The sequence below is a fragment of the Lysinibacillus sp. NPDC094403 genome, assembly GCF_050278745.1.
GTDB lineage: Bacteria > Bacillota > Bacilli > Bacillales_A > Planococcaceae > Lysinibacillus.
In genome coordinates this window covers 44,667-69,146 of record NZ_JBNNTL010000002.1, presented here as the reverse complement: position 1 = coordinate 69,146, position 24,480 = coordinate 44,667, and the positions used below count along the sequence as shown (strand labels likewise).

The 24,480-nt window shown below is 33.0% G+C and carries 23 protein-coding genes and 4 pseudogenes; 5 read left to right on the top strand and 22 right to left on the bottom strand.

Annotated features, from left to right (window positions below):
• Positions 1 to 137 precede the first annotated feature (137 nt).
• From ACQKMV_RS04535 to ACQKMV_RS04500, 8 genes and pseudogenes are all read right to left on the bottom strand, one after another.
• Entirely contained in the window at positions 138 to 935 is a 798-nt protein-coding gene (locus ACQKMV_RS04535; protein ID WP_427503088.1) for a tyrosine-type recombinase/integrase, read from the bottom strand.
• Between the two features lie 264 nt (positions 936 to 1,199).
• A complete protein-coding gene (locus tag ACQKMV_RS04530; RefSeq protein WP_427502564.1) occupies positions 1,200 to 2,219 on the bottom strand; it encodes a sensor histidine kinase in 1,020 nt (339 codons plus the stop codon).
• A gap of 5 nt (positions 2,220 to 2,224) precedes the next feature.
• Entirely contained in the window at positions 2,225 to 2,908 is a 684-nt protein-coding gene (locus ACQKMV_RS04525) for a response regulator transcription factor (protein WP_427503087.1), read from the bottom strand.
• 20 nt (positions 2,909 to 2,928) lie between these two features.
• On the bottom strand, positions 2,929 to 3,660 hold the full coding sequence (locus ACQKMV_RS04520; protein ID WP_427502563.1) for an ABC transporter permease: 732 nt from the start codon (positions 3,658 to 3,660) through the stop codon (positions 2,929 to 2,931).
• Positions 3,653 to 4,504 (bottom strand): ABC transporter ATP-binding protein, encoded by an 852-nt coding sequence (locus tag ACQKMV_RS04515; RefSeq protein ID WP_427502562.1) that lies wholly within the window; start codon positions 4,502 to 4,504, stop codon positions 3,653 to 3,655. Before ACQKMV_RS04515 ends, ACQKMV_RS04520 begins: the two co-directional genes overlap by 8 nt.
• A gap of 674 nt (positions 4,505 to 5,178) precedes the next feature.
• Entirely contained in the window at positions 5,179 to 5,349 is a 171-nt protein-coding gene (locus ACQKMV_RS04510) for a hypothetical protein (protein WP_427502561.1), read from the bottom strand.
• A 16-nt stretch (positions 5,350 to 5,365) separates the two neighbouring features.
• Positions 5,366 to 6,462 (bottom strand): annotated as a pseudogene (locus tag ACQKMV_RS04505) (DHA2 family efflux MFS transporter permease subunit).
• Positions 6,463 to 7,306: 844 nt separating this feature from the next.
• Positions 7,307 to 7,660, bottom strand: a complete 354-nt coding sequence (locus tag ACQKMV_RS04500; protein ID WP_427502560.1) for a winged helix-turn-helix transcriptional regulator — start codon at positions 7,658 to 7,660, stop codon at positions 7,307 to 7,309.
• Between the two features lie 120 nt (positions 7,661 to 7,780).
• Between ACQKMV_RS04500 and ACQKMV_RS04495 the strand changes: the two genes are divergently transcribed.
• Together ACQKMV_RS04495 and ACQKMV_RS04490 are read left to right on the top strand one after the other, a co-directional pair.
• Entirely contained in the window at positions 7,781 to 8,206 is a 426-nt protein-coding gene (locus tag ACQKMV_RS04495) for a YybH family protein (RefSeq protein WP_427502559.1), read from the top strand.
• Positions 8,207 to 8,314: 108 nt separating this feature from the next.
• A pseudogene (locus ACQKMV_RS04490) lies at positions 8,315 to 8,695 on the top strand (DUF6262 family protein).
• 310 nt (positions 8,696 to 9,005) lie between these two features.
• Here ACQKMV_RS04490 and ACQKMV_RS04485 read toward each other — a convergent pair.
• The 5 genes and pseudogenes from ACQKMV_RS04485 to ACQKMV_RS04465 all read right to left on the bottom strand — a co-directional run bounded on the left by ACQKMV_RS04485 (position 9,006) and on the right by ACQKMV_RS04465 (position 12,575).
• The gene (locus tag ACQKMV_RS04485; RefSeq protein ID WP_427502558.1) at positions 9,006 to 9,797 is read right to left on the bottom strand and encodes a putative protein N(5)-glutamine methyltransferase; all 792 of its coding nucleotides are present in this window, start codon (positions 9,795 to 9,797) and stop codon (positions 9,006 to 9,008) included.
• A gap of 340 nt (positions 9,798 to 10,137) precedes the next feature.
• Positions 10,138 to 10,287, bottom strand: a complete 150-nt coding sequence (locus ACQKMV_RS04480) for a hypothetical protein (protein WP_427424930.1) — start codon at positions 10,285 to 10,287, stop codon at positions 10,138 to 10,140.
• 259 nt (positions 10,288 to 10,546) lie between these two features.
• Positions 10,547 to 10,624, bottom strand: a pseudogene (locus tag ACQKMV_RS04475) (hypothetical protein); the annotation flags it as partial.
• A 99-nt stretch (positions 10,625 to 10,723) separates the two neighbouring features.
• The gene (locus ACQKMV_RS04470) at positions 10,724 to 12,178 is read right to left on the bottom strand and encodes a hypothetical protein (RefSeq protein ID WP_427502557.1); all 1,455 of its coding nucleotides are present in this window, start codon (positions 12,176 to 12,178) and stop codon (positions 10,724 to 10,726) included.
• A gap of 223 nt (positions 12,179 to 12,401) precedes the next feature.
• The gene (locus tag ACQKMV_RS04465; RefSeq protein WP_427502556.1) at positions 12,402 to 12,575 is read right to left on the bottom strand and encodes a hypothetical protein; all 174 of its coding nucleotides are present in this window, start codon (positions 12,573 to 12,575) and stop codon (positions 12,402 to 12,404) included.
• A 200-nt stretch (positions 12,576 to 12,775) separates the two neighbouring features.
• Here ACQKMV_RS04465 and ACQKMV_RS04460 point away from each other — a divergent pair, with 200 nt between their 5' ends.
• The gene (locus tag ACQKMV_RS04460; RefSeq protein WP_427502555.1) at positions 12,776 to 13,195 is read left to right on the top strand and encodes a DUF3888 domain-containing protein; all 420 of its coding nucleotides are present in this window, start codon (positions 12,776 to 12,778) and stop codon (positions 13,193 to 13,195) included.
• A gap of 93 nt (positions 13,196 to 13,288) precedes the next feature.
• Here ACQKMV_RS04460 and ACQKMV_RS04455 read toward each other — a convergent pair whose 3' ends face one another.
• Positions 13,289 to 13,996: a hypothetical protein gene (locus tag ACQKMV_RS04455; protein ID WP_427502554.1), complete on the bottom strand. Its 708-nt coding sequence runs from the start codon at positions 13,994 to 13,996 to the stop codon at positions 13,289 to 13,291.
• A gap of 46 nt (positions 13,997 to 14,042) precedes the next feature.
• Between ACQKMV_RS04455 and ACQKMV_RS04450 the strand changes: the two are divergent.
• Positions 14,043 to 14,208, top strand: a pseudogene (locus ACQKMV_RS04450) (IS110 family transposase); the annotation flags it as partial.
• 197 nt (positions 14,209 to 14,405) lie between these two features.
• Here the strand turns inward: ACQKMV_RS04450 and ACQKMV_RS04445 are convergent.
• The 4 genes from ACQKMV_RS04445 to ACQKMV_RS04430 all read right to left on the bottom strand — a co-directional run bounded on the left by ACQKMV_RS04445 (position 14,406) and on the right by ACQKMV_RS04430 (position 19,301).
• Positions 14,406 to 15,476, bottom strand: coding sequence for a saccharopine dehydrogenase family protein (locus ACQKMV_RS04445; RefSeq protein ID WP_427502553.1), 1,071 nt, complete (start codon positions 15,474 to 15,476; stop codon positions 14,406 to 14,408).
• Positions 15,477 to 15,935: 459 nt separating this feature from the next.
• On the bottom strand, positions 15,936 to 16,781 hold the full coding sequence (locus tag ACQKMV_RS04440; RefSeq protein WP_427502552.1) for an alpha/beta fold hydrolase: 846 nt from the start codon (positions 16,779 to 16,781) through the stop codon (positions 15,936 to 15,938).
• Between the two features lie 769 nt (positions 16,782 to 17,550).
• On the bottom strand, positions 17,551 to 18,270 hold the full coding sequence (locus tag ACQKMV_RS04435) for a GNAT family N-acetyltransferase (protein WP_427502551.1): 720 nt from the start codon (positions 18,268 to 18,270) through the stop codon (positions 17,551 to 17,553).
• 617 nt (positions 18,271 to 18,887) lie between these two features.
• Positions 18,888 to 19,301: a CotG/ExsB N-terminal domain-containing protein gene (locus ACQKMV_RS04430; protein ID WP_427502550.1), complete on the bottom strand. Its 414-nt coding sequence runs from the start codon at positions 19,299 to 19,301 to the stop codon at positions 18,888 to 18,890.
• A 232-nt stretch (positions 19,302 to 19,533) separates the two neighbouring features.
• Between ACQKMV_RS04430 and ACQKMV_RS04425 the strand changes: the two genes are divergently transcribed.
• A complete protein-coding gene (locus tag ACQKMV_RS04425; protein ID WP_427502549.1) occupies positions 19,534 to 20,625 on the top strand; it encodes a CotH kinase family protein in 1,092 nt (363 codons plus the stop codon).
• A gap of 579 nt (positions 20,626 to 21,204) precedes the next feature.
• On the opposite strand, the gene ACQKMV_RS04420 is transcribed toward ACQKMV_RS04425, so the two are convergent.
• The 4 genes from ACQKMV_RS04420 to ACQKMV_RS04405 are packed head-to-tail and all read right to left on the bottom strand — an operon-like array spanning position 21,205 to position 24,288.
• Positions 21,205 to 22,377 carry a hypothetical protein gene (locus tag ACQKMV_RS04420; protein ID WP_427502548.1) on the bottom strand — a complete coding sequence of 391 codons (1,173 nt, stop codon included), beginning with the start codon at positions 22,375 to 22,377 and terminating at the stop codon, positions 21,205 to 21,207.
• 11 nt (positions 22,378 to 22,388) lie between these two features.
• Positions 22,389 to 23,216, bottom strand: a complete 828-nt coding sequence (locus ACQKMV_RS04415; RefSeq protein ID WP_427502547.1) for a hypothetical protein — start codon at positions 23,214 to 23,216, stop codon at positions 22,389 to 22,391.
• Positions 23,216 to 23,902: an ABC transporter ATP-binding protein gene (locus tag ACQKMV_RS04410; RefSeq protein WP_427502546.1), complete on the bottom strand. Its 687-nt coding sequence runs from the start codon at positions 23,900 to 23,902 to the stop codon at positions 23,216 to 23,218. The genes ACQKMV_RS04415 and ACQKMV_RS04410 overlap by 1 nt, the downstream gene beginning before the upstream one ends.
• Positions 23,899 to 24,288, bottom strand: coding sequence for a GntR family transcriptional regulator (locus ACQKMV_RS04405; RefSeq protein ID WP_427502545.1), 390 nt, complete (start codon positions 24,286 to 24,288; stop codon positions 23,899 to 23,901). Before ACQKMV_RS04405 ends, ACQKMV_RS04410 begins: the two co-directional genes overlap by 4 nt.
• Positions 24,289 to 24,480 lie beyond the last annotated feature (192 nt).

The window sequence follows — 24,480 nt, the reverse complement described above, 5'->3', positions numbered from 1 at the left end:
GATTGTTGAATAATGAAAAAGTGCCCAAAGCGTCGTTTGGTAACATTTCATAAAAGGTTGTTATTCAATAATATGGCCCTATAACAGAAAAGACACGCACTTTTACATGGGTGTCTTGAATTACTAAGAGTTTAATTTTAAAAGTATTTACTGTAATAATCTTGTCTTAGTTTTCCGCTTAACTGAGCATATATCTTTATAGTCTCACTCTTTTCATGCCCAAGTAAACTTTGGATGACATCTATTGGCGCACCGTTATTAATCATATGCGTTGCATAGCTGTGTCGTAATTGATGCGGATGTATACTCTTTTTTATTCCAGCCCGATTTGATACGCGCTTAATAATATATCTTAAATTATCAATGCTCATACGCCTTTTAGGCTTTCTGTTCGTAATAAACAAACAAGGATCTTCATCCTCTCGTTCATCTAAATACCTTTTTAACCAAATGGAGCAGCGAGTATTAAAGTATACTTCTCTTTCTTTATCACCTTTCCCTTGTACAATGACGGAATTTGTTCGAAAATCAATATCTTCACGATCTAATTTTACTACCTCCCCAATACGGCAACCGGTTGAATACATAAATTCAAATAGCGCATTTTCCATCGTTGTTTGGCAAGCTTCCCTTAGATGTTCAATCTCTAATTCTGAGAGAAACTTAGGAATTCTTTTACCTAATTTCGGCTCTTTCAATTTAGCAGCAGGATTTTTTAGAATATATCCCTCTTCATGCGACCATCTAAATAGTGATTTAACACAACGAATCCTATGCCCTAAACTAGAAGGCTTTAAGTGATTTCCTGACTGTATTAAGTATTCTTTTAATTTTTCTGTACTAAATCCGTTCATATCAATATCACCAAAAAACCGCAATAAAAGATTGTATTGAAAACAATATGTTTTTAATGTAAGTGTTGAATATCCCTCGATTTTTTTATCTTATTGGTATTTTTTCCACGCCTCGGATAATAACATTTATCTTTCACTCTCCTTCTAAGGTTAAATCTAGTATTCTATATTCTATTATGTTCAGAGAGAGGCTTTTTCATACAGTGATTATTCAATAAGCTAAGATATTGATAATTTCTAAAGTCTTTTTAACCAGTTAATTAGAAAAGGGGCCTTCCCCTTTTTCCAGGAAAGCGCCCGTTTTGCGATACAACTATATCTTTTTCTGTAACTATAAAAAACCTTTTATGAGTTACTAATATCTGTTTGAGTAAGTATAATTTTTGTACCCAATTCATTGCTCTCTATTGAAATGTGAAGATTTAATAACTTAGGAACCTCATTAATAATATTCAATCCTTTTCGACTTGATTGTTGAAGTTTTTTCATTGGGTTAAAGCCTATCCCATTATCCATTATAATCAGCTTCTGTTTACCTTCTTCTTTAGAACCTTCTATTGTTAAATGATTAGCTTCAGAATGATATAAAACATTTTGTAATACATTATCGAAAAGTCTTTCGAACCATACTTTATCCAACGTCCAAATAATATCAGGTTCTATATTGGATAGATATTTTATTTTTTTATGATATAAAGCGTTCTTCCACTTCTCCATAAACTGATTCATAGTTTCTTCTAAGTTAATTGGTGACCTGTGGGTAATTATTGAATCAGAGTTCAAGTAATTTTTGTGATATATCCGATCACTTAGGGTAGATATAGTATCTGTATTTTTATTTATTTCTTTTATTGCTTCATCGGTGTTTTGTCCAGTTTTTAGGTAAAATAAATTAATTTTAATTATAGATAGTGGTGTTTTAATATCATGTGCAAGTTGATCTAAGTACCTTTTTCTTAGTTCTTCCGATTCCTTATATTTAACTTGATTATACTTTAAACTGTTAATTAATATATTAACCGACTCACCAAGGTGTTTCATTTCGATATTCTTTAACATTTGAGTCTTTACCGGTTCCGGATAGTTTTGGTCATTAGCTATATCTCTAATAAGATCTGAAAGAAGGCTTATTTCAGATGAAATATTAATTATAATTCTTGAAAGAAATGCAACATATAATAAAACCATAACGAAAAAAATGGAGAACACGTATATATAATTTTCATCTGCTATGAAAGGAGTGTCTGTTCCATTTATATAATCACTTAATAGATGGATACCTAATACAATGTAGTTCGATATCATAAGGGCAATTGGGAAGAACAAAATCGAGATAAGCGTGAAAAGATATAGCTTTTTATTCAATAACATCATTCCTTTGGTACAGATAATTTATAGCCATAACCATAGATGGTTTGGATCAATTTGCCCTCAATATCCACTTTATTTCTCAAACTATTTATGTAAACGTTTAAGGAAGTTGCTTGATTACTTTGATCGTTTCCTTCCCACATATGATTTATTATTTGTTCCCTTGACAAGCTAATATTAATGTTTTCATATAGGTAAAAGAATAATTTTTTTTCAGTTTTGCTTAAAGGTATTTCTGTTCTTGTTTCACTGTTTAAAATTATATGTGCTTGTTTATTGACAACTAAATCATTTATATAGACAAGATTACTATACCTGGCTTGCAGTAGGTTTTTTAGCCTTGCAATAAGTTCTAACGGTTCAAACGGTTTAGGTATAAAGTCATCTCCCAACTCCAGCCCTTTGATTTTGTCATCAATTTGACTATGGGCTGTAAGAAAAATAACAGGCTTTTCAGGATAAACCGTTTTAATCCGTTTACAGACCTCATACCCATTATCAAATGGTATTTCTATGTCCAATAAAAATATATCTATATTGCCAAAATCTGAGTAATTAAATCGATTATCCGTTTTCACAATAACCTTATTAAAATAATCATTCAAAAATACATGTAAGAACTTTGATATAGTGGGATCATCCTCAAGCACAAAAATGTTTAACTTTTTAAGTGTGTCTTCCATGGCCAAGTTTCTTCTCCTTTTTATAGCTTCTTTTTATATATTATTCTTAAATTTATAATCAGCATAATAGAATTTATTAGAATAAACAAACCTATACCTATAATAATTGATGACATACCTCCTTCATAGTAAAATTCTTTATCAATTATATGCAATCCAAGTCTATACCCGAATGCTGTAGGTATGAAAAATGAAAAAGGTGCTGCCATTAGAATCATTGACAATAAAGAAATCCCTATCCCAATAGAGATGCTTGCCACTACATTTTTGGATAATTGAATAATTACGGAGAATGTTAATATTATAGTCGTAACAACTATTGCGTTCAGGGTTGTATAAGAATAAATCAACTGCAGTATATCTTTAATACTACCGTCCACAAAAAAATAAAAAACAGATAAAATAAGTAATTGTATTAAAAAGATAACTGACATAATGATTAAGCTTACAAAGATCTTGGAAAAAAGTAACCGAAAACGTGGGATATTATAAGTTATCCAGTCCAAATATGTTTTGTTCTTAAATTCAATATAAAAAACATAGGAGATTAACACGCTTGAAATGATCGGCAACATCATAAAATATTGATTATAGTAGGTGAAGTAAAAACCACTATCAAGGCTTATATCTCCATTATTTATGGCAAAGTTAGCAAAGTTCATTATTAATGGAATCAGGCTAAGCACCACAATAACCAGAATTGCTTTTTCGCTTTTTATTTTAATCCATTCATTTTTAATTAACTTAAGCATGTCTTTTCACCTCAATTAAATCTGATGACATCAACTTGATATATAAGTTCTCCAAAGTAAGTTTTTGTACGTCCTTGTATATAAAATCCTTATCTTCCAGTAAATCATTAAACTTAATTTCACTTGCAATGAAATAGGTTTCTTTTTTATTGTCTTCAAGTAATGTAATATCTTTTTTAACATTATTTTCTATGTGCTGTACTTTTCCGTACATATATATATCTTCTTCATTGTCAATTTCCAAGATTTTTTCTCCGTTTCTCATGAATAACAAAGTGTCTGTAATCAAGGAAACTTCATTTAAATTATGACTCGAGATCAATATTATTCTGTCTTTATTTTTAAGATTCTTTTCTACAAGATCCCGCATATCCTTCATACCCATAGGATCTAACCCATTAGTAGGCTCATCCAACAGTAATAAATCAGGACTACCCATTAGGGCTTTTGCCACACCCAATCGTTGTTTCATCCCCATGGATAATTCTTTAAACTTCTTTTGTTTAGCATCCATTAATCCGACTACCCTTAATAAGTAATTTATGCTAGAATCATCCTGAACAATATCGGCATATGATGCATGTAATTTCAGATTTTCTATACAGGTTAAATTAGGGTAAAAGGCAGGGTATTCGATTAACTTTCCAATTGTTATGTTATCCGGTTTTTTGAGAATGTCACCTTTATAATTAATTGTATTTAATAGCGTTTTAAATAACGTAGTTTTCCCTGCCCCATTTGGTCCCAATAGTCCATATACTTTCCCTTTTTCCAACTCAAGATTGATACTTTTTAGAATAGTATTTCCATTTACATCTAATGAAACGTTTTTCAAAGTTATCATTTCTTCACTCCTAGTTGTTATATATAATTAAAAATGATATTACGCTAATGATATAAACAACAAATAATATTAATGCTGGTTTAAAATTACTGTTTTTAAATCCATGTTTCACTATCTCAATTATAAAAAAGGAAACAGACAGTAGAAATGAAACAATTGCCAGCAAAATGAACATTTTCTCCATAATTACACCCCTTTGACTTGTATTGTATCTGTACTATAATTCATGATTATTAAAAAAACATTAATAAAATGTAGACTAAGTATTTCTTTCCGAAGTAGTATTAGGAAATTGCGTTTACAAAAGTAGAAATCTTGATAATAAGGACCGGAAAATCAATCTAAAAAGTCGCTTTCCTTACGTAAGGGAAAGCGACTTTTTGTATAGTCTTATTCAATTAAATGGCCCGATTGCTGAATAAGGAAAAATCCTGCATATAACAGGATTTTTGTTCAAACTTTTTTAAATTATCATTCTAAGTTCTAAAAAACAGTTCATCTTTTTTATAAACGGTACAACTTTCTTACAAACGGTTAAATTTTGTTTTAAAGATACACTAGCTATCCATAATTAATTGCTCCCACTCACTTAAGTACATACGTTTTGTAATTTTCTTAGGATTTTCAAATTTACAAAAAACTCTAAACTATTAAACTAACCTTCTATTTATGTGTTATTTAGAAATATCCATTCTTTTTTTACTTTTCAAGAATAAGTCCAATACTAAACCAATAACTGCAATCACGATTGAAAACATGAAAGTGTCATTGTTTCCTGCAATAAAGGCTTCGGTTGATATCGTTTGTTTCAGCTGTTGAAGTGCATCCGCAGACATTCCATTCATCGAAGCTTTATGCCCTTCAATCATTTCTTTTGCATGAAGTTCTGTACGATTCGATATTAAAGTAATGATTAGACTCGATGTAAGTGCTCCAATCGTTTGTCCTAACGTACTGTTCATCGCTGTACCATGAGATACTAATAATCCATGAAGCCGTTCCTAATGTTAAATTCCCTAAAATCACAGATGCTATTATCATTAAAGGGAAACCGATTAGTACCATCGGACACATTCCAAAACGATCAAATAACTTTCCGTTAATCGGTGACAGTATACCCATAATCAATGCCCCAGGAAGCATAATTAATCCTGATTTTAGCGCCGTCATTCCTTGAATAGTTTGCATGAATAAGGGCACTGGAATCATCACGGAATACATTCCGAAAATAGTTGTAATTAGCACAATAATTGATAACGTATATTTCGGATTTAAGAAAATTTTAAAGTTTAACATAGGCTTCTCTAAGAAATTTTGACGAATGACTAAAGCCACTACTCCTAGAACTCCTGCAATTAAACAAATGATAACTACTGCTGAATCCCAACCCTCTTTACTTGCTGAACTAAAGCCATAAATGATACCACCAAAACCAATTGCACTCAAGATTACAGATAGCACATCCAGAGACCCAGGCTGTGTTTCTTTATCCTTTTTCATGATTTTAAACGAGATAAGCGTAATGATCAGAGTAATCGGCCAAATCATGTGGAACAACCATTCCCACGTCGTTACCTTTAAAACAAGTCCAGAAATAGTAGGTCCAATCGCTGGAGCAAAGACCAAAATTAACCCGACGAACCCCATCGATTTCCCTCTTTTTTCTGGTGGAAATGAAGTATACAACAAGTTCATTAACAATGGTGATAAAAGTGCTCCACCCATCGCTTGAATAATACGTGCTGCAATAAGGAAACTGAAGCTTGGAGCGAAATCGTTCCAATTGTAAATAACGACATACTCCATAAGAATAGATTACGAATTGAAAACTTATTTAATAAAAATGCTGATGTTGGAATAATAATCCCACTCACCAACATATAGCCTGTTGTTAACCAAATTGCACTTGACGCACCAACATCAAATGTTTTCATGATTGTTGGAATCGCGTTGCTCATTAATGTATTACAAAGAATGGCAAAAAAAGCGCCAATCATTACATTCGCTAACAATAACATATCCGGTTTTGTTTGCTGTACTTGTTTATGCTTATTCAACAATCCTGCCCTATTGTTGAAGTTCTCAAAATATAAAAAGTATCGACTGCATACATACGTTGTAATGAAGTAAACTATATTATAAAAAGCACAAATGATTTGTGTTTTATTAGTTTAGTTTGACTCTTCAATAGGAGCTGGATAATTACAGAATATAAGGTAGGAATTGTCAAGAAAAGAAGGGGTGATATGATGTTCGATCAAGTTGCGTATTTTATTTTTCAAGCCATGTTAATTCTAACGATTTTTGTTGTTGTGTTTGGAATCCCTCTTGTGGATACACTGATTAGAAAAAAATAAGACTGCATCCAAATTGTAACTGGTTCCGATAATGTAGAGAAACATTATAAATAGAGTATTAATTAGCAGACTAATTCGCATAGCGTTCTGGACTGCTTTTTTTATTGTTATATCAACATTTATAAAGAATTAACATATGGAATAACGATACTTTTAAGTAAGTAAATTGGAGAGGTAACGAAGTATTCAGATATGGAGGGAATTTACTCTAGAAAATTCTCCAACGTTTATGAAAAGGGAACTCGCCAGATACAGATATTACCACAACTACAACTCTAATTTTTCTTTATATTGTAAACTGTATCCATATGAGAAACTAAATTGAAAGTATGCTCAACCATTAACTAAATGAAAAAGCGTATCAGACTCGTTCATAAACTAACCTACTACACCAATTACAATTCCTTTGTTTTTGTGTACGGGTCAACGACTTGTAACGGTAAAATTACCTTTCTGTATTGTCTTCCGTTTCTTTCTTTTGTAAAGCGATATATTTTTCACCCATTACTATCATTTGTTCAAGAATAGGTTCTAAACTTTTTCCGAAATCCGATAAGGCGTATTCTACCTTTGGTGGGACAGAAGGGAAAACTGTACGTATTACTATTCCGCTCTTCTCTAGCTCCCGCAATTGTACTGTCAGAACATTCCTGGACACTTGGGGAATTAGACGATGAAGTTCACCAAAACGTCTAGTTTCCTTCAACAATTCAAAAATGATACGAGATTTCCACTTTCCACTAATCATATGTAGACCCACTTCTACTGGGCAACCAAAAACATCATCCTGATAAGGCATAGCTTCCTCCACTAGTTAGATTTTTATGACTATGTCATCTTTTTATGCGTACTTATATAATTACAAAAATTAAGATAAGTTAGTAGTGTAACATAAATAACATGAAAAGAGGCGATATCTATGACATCCCCTATACAAAAACGTCCTGTCACGAATCCAGAAGATATGAATGTTGCATTTGCTGATGCATATAACTCAAATAACATAGACAATCTTCTTGCATTATACGAACAGAACAGCATTCTGATTAACCCAAACGGTGGCAAAGAACAAGGTATCAATCATCTACGATTCACACTTGAGAATCTGTTACAACTGCAAGGTACTATGGTCTCGAAAAACATATATTGCATTCCTTTTGAAAATATCGCTTTACTACGCGCTCATTTTATCCTTCATACGGTTGACAATGACGGGAAATCTGTACAACTCCAAGGACATACTTCGGAAATCGTGAGAATGCAAACTGATGGAAGCTGGCTATATATAGTAGATCATCCTTTCGGTGCAGATTCGTTAAAAGATCATCCAATCTTTAGCTCGTAACTTTTGTTTGCATCTCTTATGGCCAAGAATCTAACCAGTGAGCTAGTTCTCATTTTAATGTTTTTTTGTAAAAACTAGGGTTTCGGTACCTTTTGATAGGTGTTAAGAATGACTGAATCTGACCGTTCTGCCCATTTAAAAGGCGTTCATGCCCAACGTAAGGCTAACTACCCATCAAAAGGTAGATGAAGCTATAAAAAGGCTTATACGGGCTAACGAGAATATTAATATTAATAGTGTTTCTTGTGATGCTCGAGTGTCGAAAGCAACACTATACATCAACAAGGATATTCGTGATAGAATTGAAACTTTAAGGCAGCAACAAGCACAAGTACCACACCTAAACAAGTGAAGCGAGAAATGAATGAAAATAATAAAGACACCCTTATTGAATCTCTAAAAAGAAAGGTCAAGAAATTGGAGAGTGAAAATAAAGAACTAAGGGAGCAATTGAAATTCGCTTACGCAGAGGTGTATAAAGAGTTATGATCGAGAACAGCAAAATTCGATATTTTAAATAGGTATCTAGAAGGTTGAAATAAAAATAAAGTTATTTAATTTTAAAAACTCAAACAAGCATAACCCCGTTCAAATTTAGGACGGGGTTAAAAATATAGTTGTTTAATTTTTTAATTTAAGAAACTTCACTATACTAAAAAATATAACAATCATGTTGTTTGAAAAATCTAAGTCTTATTGAACAATCGCGCCCTTTAATTGAATAAGTTGAATAAGTATTTTTTGTTTATTAGCATAGTGCTAAGAAATTATCATTTCATTTGAGATTAAGACTAAGTACTTATTTACTCAAAAAACCAGAATGGGATCCGATAACGACAGTAGCGTCCAGTTCCTCGTCTCTAGCCTCTTTTGTGGTAAGCCCAGCACCTGAAAAGATTTCAATCGTCTGAGGTGCTTGCATTTCGCTCGTCTCTATCAAAAGATGTCCTCCAGGTGCTAGCCAGAGAAATGCTTCTTCCGCTACTCTTCGCTGAATGTCAAGTCCATCCTCTCCCCCGTCAAGTGCCACCCTCGGTTCATGTAAGCGAGCCTCCTGTGGGAGCAGCTTGATTGCCTCGGTAGGAACGTAAGGTACGTTCGCAATTAGGATGTTCACATGTCCTTTAAGTGAATGGGGCAGAGCTTTATACAAGTCACCTTCAAAGACATGGCCACCGAAATCCTTTACGTTGCGGCCAGCGCATCGTACTGCGACAGGGTCAATGTCAACAGAATACAATTCAACTCTACCTAAAGCTACCGCCAGTGCTACACCCACAGCACCTGACCCGCAACATAGGTCAACGACGATATCACCAGAACACGACAGGGCTTCTGCCTGGTGAACAAGAAACTCGGTACGTTGGCGAGGCACAAAAACGCCTCGGTCCACTTCTATCCGCAAACCACAGAACTTTGCGTATCCAACAACATATTCAAGAGGTAAACCATCAGTTCGCATTTCCACCATTTTCTTGAGGTCCTCCGGAGTTCGTGCCTCTAAGATAAGTAACCTGGCCTCATCTTCTGCAAAAACACACCCCGCGCTCCGAAGCCTGTTAATTATACATTTTTCTGTTTCATTGTCCAAATTAAATTTTTTTCCTATTTATCTCACCACTTTTGATAAATTTATTTATAACACTGTATTCGTTAAAAATTGGAGATATCCTTCTTCAACAAAATAGCCCGTTGTCGAATAGCATGGCTAATATTTTTAAATAACTTATTATATTCCATATGACCTTATTAAAAATTTAACAACTTTATTATCTGTATACAGATGGAGAACAGCAAAATTCGATATTTTAAATAGGTATCTAAAAGGACCAAACATATTTTATATGACTAATATGTTTGGTCCTTTAATTGATTTAACTTTTTTCGATTTTGGTCTTGATAATTATTTTCTTTCTATGTTTACATTCATATTATTTATCTGTTTGTTCTTGCTTCTTTTTCAAATACTCCGCACGTATTTTTTCAAGTTGCTGCTTTTTATCAAATTTGGCAGGCTTGTGTTTTTCATGATACTTTGCCACAGCCACCTTACCTTTGGTATCTAATTGATATTTCCCCACTTTGTTCACCTACTTTTCTTGTCTTTAAAGAGAATCTATTCAACAAATATAATATACCTTATTTTACAGAAGTAAACCTATTTACTTTATTAGTGTACTGCCTAACCCTGCATATATCGATAAAAACTTAGTAAAAAAAGAAACCCCTTCCAGTTCTAAATAATAAAAGAGAGTTTAATTTTTGAAATATAAATAGTTGTACGTTAGACATTGATATGACTGCGTTTATAACCTGTTTAGTTTATATTACTGAACAGTTCTATTCCCACTCAATAGTTGCAGGTGGCTTAGATGTAATATCATACAGCACACGGTTAACGTGTTTTACTTCGTTGATATATCAAGATTTCCACGCTATCGCTCAAAATCCCGATTGCTGAATATCGTTAGTGAAATACTTCACAAAGCTTTTTTTATGGATATACACTTCAAACTTTTATCGTCTCTGTGGAACCGTCATTTCTTCCCACGAATAATTGGGTATAGTTGCAATCCATAACGTATCTCCCATGATATCCACATCCCAAACGATGGAATCCCCCACATCAAACACTTTTTCAGATTTACTTTCATCTTCCGTGTTGATGGAATAAATAGCTTCACCTCTATGTGTGTATCCGAATAATTTCTCTCCTTTTTTAATAAGTTTAACTACCACTTCATCAACTTTAATTTTTCTCCAATTTCCCTCTTGAAGATCTCGGGTCCAAATTCCACTTTGTGTGGTAATAAATAGCCTATTATTAATCACTTTCATATCTAAAGGTTCATCATTACTATTCGGCATAGATATCTCGTTCCACTCATCATTTGTCTTTTGAAGAATCTTCCTTTCTTCTGTAAGTCCTACCAAATCACCATTATCCGATATTTGGACCTCATAAAATGGTTTAGGTACTATAGCTTGTTCCCAACTCTCTCCTTGATTGGTCGTATAGTGAATCTTTCCATTTGATAGCACAGCTATATGGTTGCTGATCGAATAATCGATTTTCTCGATTGATTGGTCTAATGAAAGAATTTTCGTTCCTTTACTTTTTGATGTAATACCTGCCCACAATTCTTTTTCCGTTGCTGCATATAATTGATCATTTATATCAAACCAAGCGTGTGTTACATAATTATTAGCTTGGAGTTCTGTCCATGATTCTCCATTGTTATGGCTCCATTCAATAAAAGGTTGCTTGGTTGTACTAAATTGTGTTGGCTTTTTGTCTCCCCATACCACTAAATTGTTGTTTCCAGCGACAACCCCCGTTATCGCCATCCCTTTTTTTGTTAGGTTTTCGGTGCCAATACGTTTGGATATTAATCCTCCACCGTATGGTAATTTATGAATGGCACTGACCACATCTCCGTTTTGGGCATTAAATGAAATTGAAGTAAAACGGTTATCTCGATCATTTCCATATACTTTTAGAATGGGCGTACCATCGATACTATCGAGTGTAAAATGATATCCTGTTGCCCAATCTTTTCCTTGTTTTAGTCCGTATTTATCCTTTGCTAGTTGGAGTACATCAGAGCTATCCAACTTAATCTCATCGTAGAGTATTGTTGGATTCGGAGATTGCTTACTCGGTCTAAACAAGGTAATTTTTTTTTCTGAGATACCAATTAGTACATAATCATCTGTACCTGGAACTATAAAGAACAGAAACCAATTAAAACGTTTCCCTGTTTCTCCTCTCGAGCCTCCCATCGTTTCATCCACACTGTTTACGCTTGTAAGTGTTGCGTTTACATTCCATTCTTTTGCTCTCTGCAATCCAATATTAATCGCTTCTTTTAACGTAATTTCACCATCTGAGGCGATTCCTTCACTACAAATCAAATTTAAAAAAACTAAAAAAACAACTAACAAACAGGAGATTTTTTTTAAGAAACTCAAAATTAACACCATCCCATAACTAAATAGGTATATTAATATCTGATTAATATACCTATTTAGGATGCAATAAATCCTTTGTTATATGCCCTCTTAGAACCAATATAACAAACAAAAAACTCCATTTATCAGAGAATCCTTCTTGTACTAACCTGCTTACGTTAGCTCAATAAGAAAAGCAGCCATTAATTTCAGCAACTGGATCTTAAACTATTGCACCAATTAGCTAAGTAAGAAATAATGAAATGGAAACAACAAATAAAACCACTACTAAAAGAAATGGAACAAATGCCTTTCTTATCTCTTCTGAGTTTTCAGCTTTCTTAATCTTCTTTCGGCAACCAATCCAACTACCAATCAATACAATCGAAATTATTATTACATATGGAAATTCTTCCAAATTGAATCCCCCTTATCCCCTAGTGTATCGAAAAAAATCTAACCTCTACTTCAACTAAATTGCTCCTTTAGTTTAAGAAGAAAAAGGCTCTACTCTTTATTAAAGTAAGCACCCGTTACTTCAATAAGTACATACTTTATTCAATAAAGGTAATAATACATTTAATTATGTAAAGACCGTAAAGAGGTGTATTCAGAAAAATGAAAAGGATATTACTCATTTTTATACTCTCCCTTGTTCTAATTACATCTTTTCAAACAACAATCGTTTCATCATCTAAACCAACTCAAGACTCTGAAGAGCTTAGATTACAGGATATGCTTATGTTAATGCTTACTCCTTATATAGAAAAAGATTTAAATAGCTATTATTATCCTAAGATTTTGAAGGGATTTTCACCTGCTGTCACACCATGGAAAATTGAAGTGATTGAAACGAGTAGAGTAAATGGTTTCCGTGGTTTTATATTGCAAATTACATTTGAAATTGAACCTACGGATGGTGGACAGTGGATTCCAGTAGGGAAGGATCGAATGACCTATGAAATTTCCACTAGCCCAAAGGTTAAATTAATAAATCACACGCATCTAAAGACGTTATCCGCCAGAATAATTACCTGATCCGTTAGTTGAACTAAAAATTTTAGACTTCTTATATTTCAAAAAAACGTTAATCCTTCTTGGATCAACGCATTTCACTAGTTAAACAATACATTATTCATTTGGTTTGAATTCAATTGATTTTGCTTGATACATTTTTTCCTTAAACATATACGTAACTTGAATATCACCTATATTTCCACCTGCAGGAGAAATTTGACCTCCGATTTTCGCAATAAGTTGATGGTCGTTTATTTCAAAGTTGATAATATTTCCAAAGTATATATCAGGAAATAAATGTTCATGTTCAGTATCAATTTTTAAAGGTTTAGTATCAATTACATATTTCTTTTTACCAATATTAATGATTGCTTTGTTAGGTAATAACTCTGTCTTTACGTTTTTTAACACTATTGCAATCGGGTCGTCAACAAGCACTTCAACTGGTACTTCAACAAGCTCCTTACCTATTCTTTTATTTTGGATATGGAAAACGTGAACTTCTCGTTCTAATATTCCAGTACCAGTACCCTTGGTCAAAATTATGATTAACTCATTTTTTCCATCTTTATTGATGTCCTCATAGATAATTTGAGGTGACCAAGTAGGACTGGTTGTATTCATCCAAAAAGGTCTTGTAAGAACACTGCCTTGAAAATAAATTTTAAAATCTGTATATACTCCATTCATCTTTTTAGCATAAAGGGTAACATCCGCTTTATCAGACTTTGCAATTTCTTCATATTCATTTATCATTGCTTTAGTATTTGTTAAAACAGTAAAAAGTGAAATGGCAATAATTAACACGATAATTTTTTTCATAAGAAAAGCACCTCATATTAAGTGTTCTCTATAACTGACTGTTTATCCCACTAAACAGTTTTTAAAAGCAAGAAAATACATTGCCATTATCGTAAATCCATTGGTATCTTACCGAGCAAAAAGTTCTAGCTTACGAAAAACCAATACAGATGCCATTGATGCTTATCACTTAGGCGAACTGTATCACAAAGAGGATTTAGAGCCTCAGAAAAAGTTGTGGTATTCAGTTATTAACCTTCCCATCTACGCTATTCATAGGCGTTTCTTCGGTATACATTTGTTATCTGAAACTAATACTAAATACGTTATAAAACTGGAATTACTTCTTGAACTAAGCTGCTCCGTTTAATAAAGAAAAAAAGAGCTGCGTATGCAACTCAATGTTCTTCTAGTAAAGCACCCCATTAGCTTAATAACTATTTTTTATTTCATATTCCTCGATTACAATGTCGGGGTAGTTTATTTCGGATAGCAATTCATCTATATCAGTTATTTCAAAAGGATAAACTACACCTTTCACATTTTTCTGTTGAGCAATTTTTGCTAAAGAAGCAGTTGCCATTGCTGTTGTATGGTAATCAGAAAATGTGGATAGGGCTAATATTTTTACCGTTTCTTTGTTATCGATTACTCCTTTTACCTCAACAGTAAGATAAGCATTTTCATTTTTATGAGACTTATGTTTTACTACCTTAGAAAGAAAACCCTTGTACTTATGAACATTTTTTATGAAGCCAACCTGTCTTAAAAAAGATACCAGCTTATTGAAAGCATTAACATTCCAAGAAGTCCAATAATTTATAGAGTTAATGTCCAACGTTTCTTTTAAGAAAGCTTTTTCTGAATGGTCTATACATCGTACTTCTTTTTCTTTAAGGTGATGAAGGAAATACATTTTTCTTTTATTAGTAAATCCAGATATAACTTTGTTTTCAAGCTTTACCGGTTGAGCAATTATATTTAACATATCCAAAATTCCAGATATTCCAGCTTTAGCATTTGTATTTTGTAGTAATCCAACATTTATCTCTGTCACTTCTGAAAAATTTGAAATAGCCTTTTTTATCATTAAGCCTGATAAGCCAGGGAAAAATCCAGACATTACAACTGAACCTATATCATTTTTTTCTGCATCTTCATTTAGCTCTTTAACATTCGCTACAAAGTCATAATATGGTGTAACATCTAGACATAATATTTTATTTTCTATACATGCTTTTTGAATGTATGGATTTTTCTGTTTCAATACTACAACTACAATATCAATATTTTTTATTGTCTGCTTCACATTTTCTTCATTATTAGCATTTAAATATTGGAATTGAACTTCAGTCTTAAAAGAATTCGCCAATTTTTCTCCTCGTTCAATTTTATAGTCGGTCACTATTAACCTTATTTGATTATCAAATATTCTTAATAATTCGCTACAAACTAATTGACCAAGAACTCCTGATGCTCCAACAACCATAATCTTCTTCATGATTTTTAATGTCTTCTCCCTCGTATAAATTACCAAATTTTACTATAAGTAATTTTATTCATTTCTACTGCAACGTTAGCACAAGAAGCGTTTGCTCTAATCGAACAATCACCTCTTTGCTCATATGTATGTATTGACAAAATTAAACACCATAATGAATCAACCATCTATCTTCTTTTATTGCTTCAGCTATTTTTTTCATCAATTCTTCAAGTTCTTCTAATTTGTACTCGTCGTTTGCTTCACTAACCATATTTAAAAATTGTTTATGAGAACTCGGTGGTATCAATGTTATTCCAAAATATGCGAGACTTTTATAAAAAGCCGATACCCTATATGCTAAGAGATCGGCTTCTTACTGTTAAATTGTCTGTAGTGGTCGTAGAGAGACTAATGGCACAATTTCTTTCTTTATTTTAAATGATCAATCTTTATTGCAAAACCTCATGAGTAACTTTTCTATTCATTAATCCAATCAATTAATTCTCTATCAAAAGTATCTGGTTCTTCAAACATTGGGTTATGGCCACTTTTTTCAAAAATGACCTTCTTCACTTTTTCATATGAATAATCAATTAAATCCCAGAGCGAAATAGGAGCGACTAAATAATCATACCTTCCTAACCCTACAAAAATAGGTTTATCTACATGAGCTATAGATTGGATTAGATTTCGTTCAGCAAAAGCTACACCCCAAAGGTAATCAATAACCTCCATATTTGTATATACGCCATCCCACATATAAGCAGCATCGAACGTATAATCATAAAAGCTATGTGCTCCCATACGAAGACACATATGCACAAATCGTCTTTCAGGATCATTGTGAATATCATTCTCTAAACATGCAATATCATGCTCAAATTGCTTTTTACGCTCAGCACTGGCAGTTTCATTAAAAAATGAAAAGCTTTGCTGCTGTCTCTCTTGACTGTTTGTTGGTGCTGAATTTAATAAAATGACCTTCTGAACATACTGAGGATATTTTTCGGCATAAGCCAAGGCCATAAATGCATGTCCAGAATGTCCTAAAATGATAAAATCCTCTAGCTTTAGCAATTGTCTTGCTGTTTCGATATCCTCGACAATTTTATCTAAAGTATAATCTTCTTTAGTTAAAGAGAGTGGAGGCTTCACAAAACCTCTATGATCTAAGAAGATAAATTGAAAATGTTTATATAAGTTTTCCGAGAACAAGCGTGGATAATATACACTACTACCCACTACCAATATCGGCTGACCTTGTCCCTTAACACAATATTTTAATTCAAATCCTTCACTAAAGATGCTTTGATAATTACTCATAATAATAGTCCTCTTTTCTTTTTATATAGAAGAGCTATTAACGTTATGCTCTTCTTTCTATCACTCCCTTTCTTTTTTACATTCCCGTGTTTTCTCCATAGAACGCTCCAGCATTTTAACTCACCTCTATTATTATTTTCTATGTATATATAAAAGTTGAATTTTTTAAATAGGAACTTATTTCCCAAGTATACAATAATAATTTAAAAGTTTAAAATTATTTAATATTAAGAAAAACTAGAAAGGTAGAGGATATAAAAAAATGGATAAGCGATTACAACACATCCTAACATAAGAGAGAATGGTCGATTGGAAGAAGCAAATCAATTTATGGTGGTACTTGTTCAAGAAGAGCCTAAAAATGGATACTACTAATTATTGTTGCAAAGATATCATCCCCTCTTTTCATCCATAATGCTTGTTAAATACGAGCAATATGATAAAACAAGAACATGCATTCGCTCTCTCTTAATTTTTTCACGGGAATATTTTTTTATTAAAATAAATTGGGTGCGAGAATATATCTTAGAATATAATATTTAATGTCGGATAATCTGTATTTTTTTACAGTTCGACTTTGACCAAAGTTTGGTTAAATTAAAGATATTAATCTTTATATGAGATACAATTCTAAAGAGCATGTTTTGAAAAAAGATTGATCAAAACATGCTCTTATTTGAATGTGGTAGATTAACTTCTTAAAATTTGATTATTTTTGAAATCCTTATTGCACTCACCTCGTTTCTGCAATAAGAACCCCTGAATTTTCCTAAATAGAATATTGTAAAGAAATTACTGTATTTTTATATTGATTGCATCCGTTTGAAACCATTATATTTCTCATTGGAATATTGTCAATTTGAGTCATCCCTAAATAAGATATAGCTTTAAATTCATTTTTCAATCTGTATAATCCTATTGAATGTAAGCTCTTTCCCAATCCCGTCCCCAGAAAATTAGGATGAATGCCTATCCAAAAAATGCGTTCTTCATTATCTGTATTTGGTTCTATATGAGGAAAAACTACACCAACAGGTTCATTGTTAACTTTATACACTGTAAACATTTCCTTTACTTGTAACGGGAGTTCGGCCCTCATTCCAGTTAAAAACTTTTCTGTATCAATAAAACTTGTACCCATCACTTCAGATAAAAAAGAGATAGAATTATTCTCAGAAAATGACCATACTTCATAATCTGGTATTGAAACATTTAATGGTGTCATTAAAGATCTCTTATATACAACCCTTTCACCAACAATTTCTATTTTAGTCCTAGTACAATTTAAGCTTTCAAAAAGAATTTTAGGACACTCAAACCTAACTTTTTTCAGTCTACTACTTTGTAATTGATCTAAAAGTTCATTTATAAGCACATCTATTTGAGAAGCAAGATGAAGTCTATCCTCTAAAATTTCTAAAATAATTACACTATCACTTTTTATGTAATGTACGCCAACTCTTTGTAACTGTTGAAACAGTTTATCCACGAATTTTCACCTCTTTTTATTTATAAAATTCTTCACTTTGCAGCAATTCCCTCTTCCACTATCCTGTACCGTTGATAATCCCTCTATAAAAGAATATTTTTGGAGGAATGTATTTTGTTAATGTCAAAGGCATGGGAAATAATTACTTACTGACTTTTGGGATAATATTTATTTCTTCTATATGCATATCTTCTTTAGTATTATTACAGATGCCAGTAGGAGAGTAGTTGTATAGGTGGCGGGGTTGCGGAACAATCTAAAATCGTTCCATGCAAAGTTTTCAAATATGGGTCTTAGTCTAAGCCTCTTCATTAATTAAACATATGCTTTACTATAACCTAAGAAGTGAGATAAAAGTGGATAGGCTACCGTGATTTATACAATTCTGATTGATGCTTTGTAATACACAACGATAACAATTCATCCAAAAGTATATATAAAAGAAAGGCTCCGACGTAACCCACCCCCAGCTAACCTTCACTTTTCTTTCAACCTTGGACTTCGATAGGAATAACACAGAAAAAGTTAACTAGTAAGAACTAGTTAACTTTATATCCAGACGCATTCAATATTCCATTGAATAACATTAAGTGACATACTCTTCAGATAGTGAAAAATCACCTGAAGTTATTAAAAAATAAGTCATTCCAAAAGGAGTTACTGCCCGTGCGTCGCCGGTTTCGTGAAGTACGACGTACCCTACTCGTGCGTCGCTGGTTTCGCGAAGTACGACGTACCCTGCTCGTGCGTCGTTGGTTTCGTGAAGTACGACGTACCCTGCTCGTGCGTCGTTGGTTTCGTGAAGTACGACGTACCCTGCTCGTGCGTCGCTGGATTCGCGAAGTACGGCGTCTTCTGCTCGTGCATCGTTCGTTTCGTGAAGTACGACGTACCCTGCTCGTGCGTCGCTGAATTCGCGAAGTACGGCGTTTCCTACTCGTGCGTCGTTCGTTACTAATAGGATCCTGGTGCATGAAGTGACCTAACCCTGAGTTGTTAGCTATTTCTACTGCCTTCTGTATAAATAACATATTCAAACCTCCTTTCAACTTTAATAGAGAAAGAAGGTAGATTCCTTTTTCAAAAAAATCAAACCCATGCCTCTGCACTTTTCTTTCCCTTATCGTAATATATGAGGTTGTACTAAGGATGTTAGAGATAATCGCGTAATTTTCGAAAGCAAATTATAAACTCTATATTTTTTTGTGGAATCTTACATTTTTGTTTTATACGAATAATTTAAAATGAAAGGAACGAATTCGCGTGGATAACGGCATAATAATACCTGAATATCAGCTTTTTATTCATCCTTTAGATTTAAGTGAACTTCGTAAAGATATATGGTGTGACGATCCTATCTCTGCCAAGCTAACGATTAACAAAAAAAAGTATGATATTGATATCGTCTATCGTGGCTCCCATATCCGGGATTTTCGAAAGAAGTCGTATCACATTTTGTTTAATAAGCCAAGTACGTATAGTAATGCTAAAGAAATTCATATCAACGCAGAATATAAAGATCCTTCTCTATTAAGAAATAAACTTTCGCTCGATTTTTTCAATGAAATTGGGTGCCTATCGCCAAAATCCCAATTTGTAAATTTGAAATTGAATGGGAAAAATGAGGGGCTTTATTTGGAATTAGAATCAGTGGATGAGTATTTCCTTAAGAATCGACAACTACCGCAAGGACCCATATTCTATGCGGTTGATGGCGATGCTAACTTTTCGTTGATGAGTGATCTTGATAAAGAAGTAAAGAAATCACTTAAAGCTGGCTATGAACTAAAATACGGGACAGAACAAGATGAATTTCATTTACAAAAAATGATTCTTGAAATTAATACCATTTCAAAAGCTGAATTTGAAAATGCAATTGTGAAATACCTCAATGTTGATCAGTATATTAGCTGGTTGGCTGGCGTTGTTTTCACCCAGAATTTTGATGGTTTTGTTCATAATTACGCATTATACCAGAATAGTGAAACTAGGCTATTCGAAGTCATCCCGTGGGATTACGATGCAACATGGGGAAGGGATGTAAATGGGAAAGTGATGGAGGAAGATTATTTACGAATCGAAGGATTTAATACGCTTACCGCAAGAATTCTCGACGTAAAAACATTCCGACGTCAATACAAAAACTTGCTAAAAAATATTTTAAATAACCAATTTAATGTAGACTATTTGAAACCGAAAATACAAGGTATGCATGATTTAATAAGACCTTATGTTCAAAAAGATCCATATAAAAAAGACGATATCCATTTATTTGATAAGGAACCAGAGTATATATTAGATTTTATTGAAGCACGAGCGAAATATATAAGAAGGAAATTAGATTCATTAGATTAAAGTTATTGAATCATATTACAAGACTCTCTTTCCATGTGGTAAGGGGGTTGTTGTCGCTTGAATTAGCACACAATTATCTGTACTGTAAATATAGTAAAATCGTTAAAGTGGTGTTCTTCTTATGTGGTCTTTTCATTTTAGTTAGAGTTCATCAGCTAAGCGATTAATATGGGTACTTCATTATTAGAAATTGGGAAATTTATTTTAACTTAATAATTCATTTAATTTCCCAACTATCTCTGAATAGCTTTTATAATGAAGCCGTCCCCTTTTCAATTATTATGCTTCGTTAGCTCAACAAGACAAGTATTCTATGTGAGAGTGTATTAAACTCGATATCTTATCTATTTGTAATAATTATTAATCCTTAAGTTTTTCAAACATCTATATTTTTTTTAGTAAATCTTTACCCCAAACTTGCATTGTCCATAATATCACCTTCACATACATGTTTACCTTATTTTATTATCTTTTCTTATTGATATAAATTGCACAGTTAGTCCAATAAAAAAAGAGCTGCCTAAGCAACTCAATGTTCTTCAATAAAGCATCCCAAAAATATTCTAAATTTTATGTTCTTTAATTAACGTTATATAATTGCTCGATAAATAGTGAGGAATCTGCATCTAGATTTTCTTTGTTTTCGTTGATGATTTTACCTTCGTATAATGATTCACCTGTACGTAAATCACCGATAAAGAACAAATGACCGTCAGAAACACGATCGACTAAATATAGTTTACCATCTGTAATCTGTAAAAAAGGTTTTTCTTTAGCATTAGCAATGCTTGGATATTTAAAGCTAATAGGTTCTTCCCACTGATTCTTCTCTATATTATAACGGTTCAGTACTAAACCATTGGTTGAACGAACAGGAATAAATATATCTGTTCCTTGAAGAATGATCGAGTGCTTATATGGTTTTAATTCGGCCGGAATTGTCCATTCCTTCTCTTCATTATTCAGATAGTTATACAAATACATTGGGCTAGAGATAATTTCACGCTCACCATCTTCTAGAAATTTGTATTTTTCAACCATATATAAGAAATAATTTTCATTTTGTATTTTTTTATAGTCATTTAATATATCGATGATGGCGCGGCTTACCTCGTCTGACTCTATTTTTGCAATAATTGAGTCTTGTTCTAATTCCTTTTTGTTTTCATCAACCGTGTATAAGTGCAACTCTTCCTCATTATTGAGATTGCTTGTTGCTAATATTTTTATTTTCCCATTTTCAACATAGACATCTCTCTCATCGATCCAGTCATATCTTACTTGGTCTGGCATATTGATTTCAAATGAAGAACTTTCATTTGTATTTTTATCAAGTATATCGATTTGCAGAGTGAAAGAATCGCCTCGGTCCTCTTTATTTGAAAAAATCGTGTAAATTAAACGGTCTTCATCTTCAAAATACTGACCAGGACTTGCTTTTTTTCCACGCATAAACTTACGGTGTTCTTGAATATATTTTTGAAACATCACAGGGTAATATCGTACCTTCAACTCTCCGATAAAAGACCCACTCTGATTAGTCGAACCATTTTTTGATATATCTAAGCTACGATAAATATCTACACTTTGATAACTTGCATGAATGATTAAATTGTCGATTTCTCCCTTATCTCCGTTAGTAGTTTCAATTTTAAAAGATACATTCCTTGCCATTGCCTGTTGAATATAGTAAGAACCGATTGTCGTCACGATGATTAAACTAATCAATATCGTTTTCCAATATTTTTTCATTGCCATCCCCCTTAGACCCTGATTTTATATTTTAGCAAATAATTTGCGATCCAAATGGCACTGACTAATACGATGATGCTTATTACCAGTTCCATTAGGAAGACTTCTAGTGTGTAAAAATAGCCATTTAATAACCTATTTACTAATAGTGGCGCAATAAATACTCCGAACGAAAGCATTCCATAAACGATTGCGATAAAAATGCCTTTTAAACCGTAACTTCTTTCAATTAAAACGGCCGTGAATAGAACTGCTACAAAGATTAGCCCGACTCCATAAATCAGGATAAATTCTGTTAAGGTATTCGGATACAGCCATTCACACATTTCTAGACTATCAAAATCATAAATTGAAAAATGCGATTGTAAATCTGTTGGTATAATACTATTAACAATTTGAATTTCGATTGAGATTAATACTATTTGCAAGGCAACTAAACCAAGTACTAAAAGCATAATTGTCGTTAATTTTGAGAAATAGATAGTAATTCTTTCAGTTGGCAACATTAATAATCTATAAATAAATGTATTTTTTCCAAACCAGTCCCGATACCAAATAAAGAAAACATAAATCATCAATACAGCTATGCTAAAAAAGATTGGCAGCAGAAACCATTCAGAACCAACGAACTGATCAAAAGAAAATGATCCGTAATCTTCAGTATATTGGCTCATAGATAGTTGATTTTTATACATCACTTGATCCACGTCATTCATATATCCTTTTGACACGACAACCGCCCCAATGAATTGACTGACAATTATTAATCCTATTAAAGTTAGGTACAGTTTGAAAAATCGATTTACTTCGAAATTAAGAAGTTTTAAATAGCTTTTCATCAACGATACACCTCTCTCATGACATCAACGACTGATTTCCCTTCCTTTTCACGCACTTCCTCTACGCTAAATTCTTTTAATACTTCACCGTTATCAATAAGCACTGCCCTATCAATCAAGTGTTCAATATCACTAATTTCATGGGTTGTGATAATTACACCACGATCTTCAATTAGATGACTTGTAAACACTTCGGCAATCTGCTCCCGAGAAAAAATATCAATACCAGAGAATGGCTCATCCATCAGTAAGTAATCCACATTCAGTGCCAAACCTAATATCATATTAACTTTAGCCATATTCCCCTTTGATAAATTGGCAATCCGTTCAGTAGGATCTAGTTTAAAAAATTGCAGCAACTCTTCTGCCCTTTGAGGATTCCAGTTTTTATAAAAATCGTCCATGAACGCAAAGGCTTCACAAATTTTCATTTGCGGCAACATCGTAATCGTATCTGGAATAAAGGTAACTTTTTCATAGCTTTCTTTTCGGATTTTTTCTCCATCGATCAAAATTTCACCGCTATTAATCGGAGTGAGCGCCATAATAGCTTTCATAATTGTCGTCTTTCCTACTCCGTTTATACCGATTAAACAAGTAATTTCACCTTTTTCAGCAGTAAAAGAAAGACCTTTTAATACCTGTTTCCTGCCGTATTTTTTCATGACATTTTTCACTTCGATCATTTCGATTCCTCCGCTTCTCCGCTATCGGTATCATGCTTTTTCTTCACTAGTTCCAATACTTCAGATAACGGCACATCGATGGATTTAATAGAACCTAAAAATAAGTCAACCGCTTCGATAATCAATTCCTCGCGGACACTTTTAAGGACCGCTTCATCTTTAGTAATGCAGCTCGGCATATTCCCCTCAGTAAAAATCAATCCTTGTTCCCCCATTTCCTTATAAGCTCGTTGTGCGGTATTTGGGTTAATCTTCAGCTGGTTGGCTAGTTCTCTTCTTGATGGAATCTCCTGACCAGGTTCAAAATACCCCTTGGCGATTTGCTCTTTAAAATGCCGGATAACCTGTACATAAACTGGATCCCGATTATTAAACTTTACAGTCAATTAACTCAACTCCCATAAAATCATATTTTCGTGTATTAAGCACTTAATACAGATTGAGCATAATGGTGGGCTAAGTACTTTTAAAGAACTACCCGATATATTATTTAGCCATTACCCCGCTAATCGGCCTTTGTGTATTAACAGCTTAATACACCATTCTCAAAAAAATAAAAGTGTATTAAGCACACAATA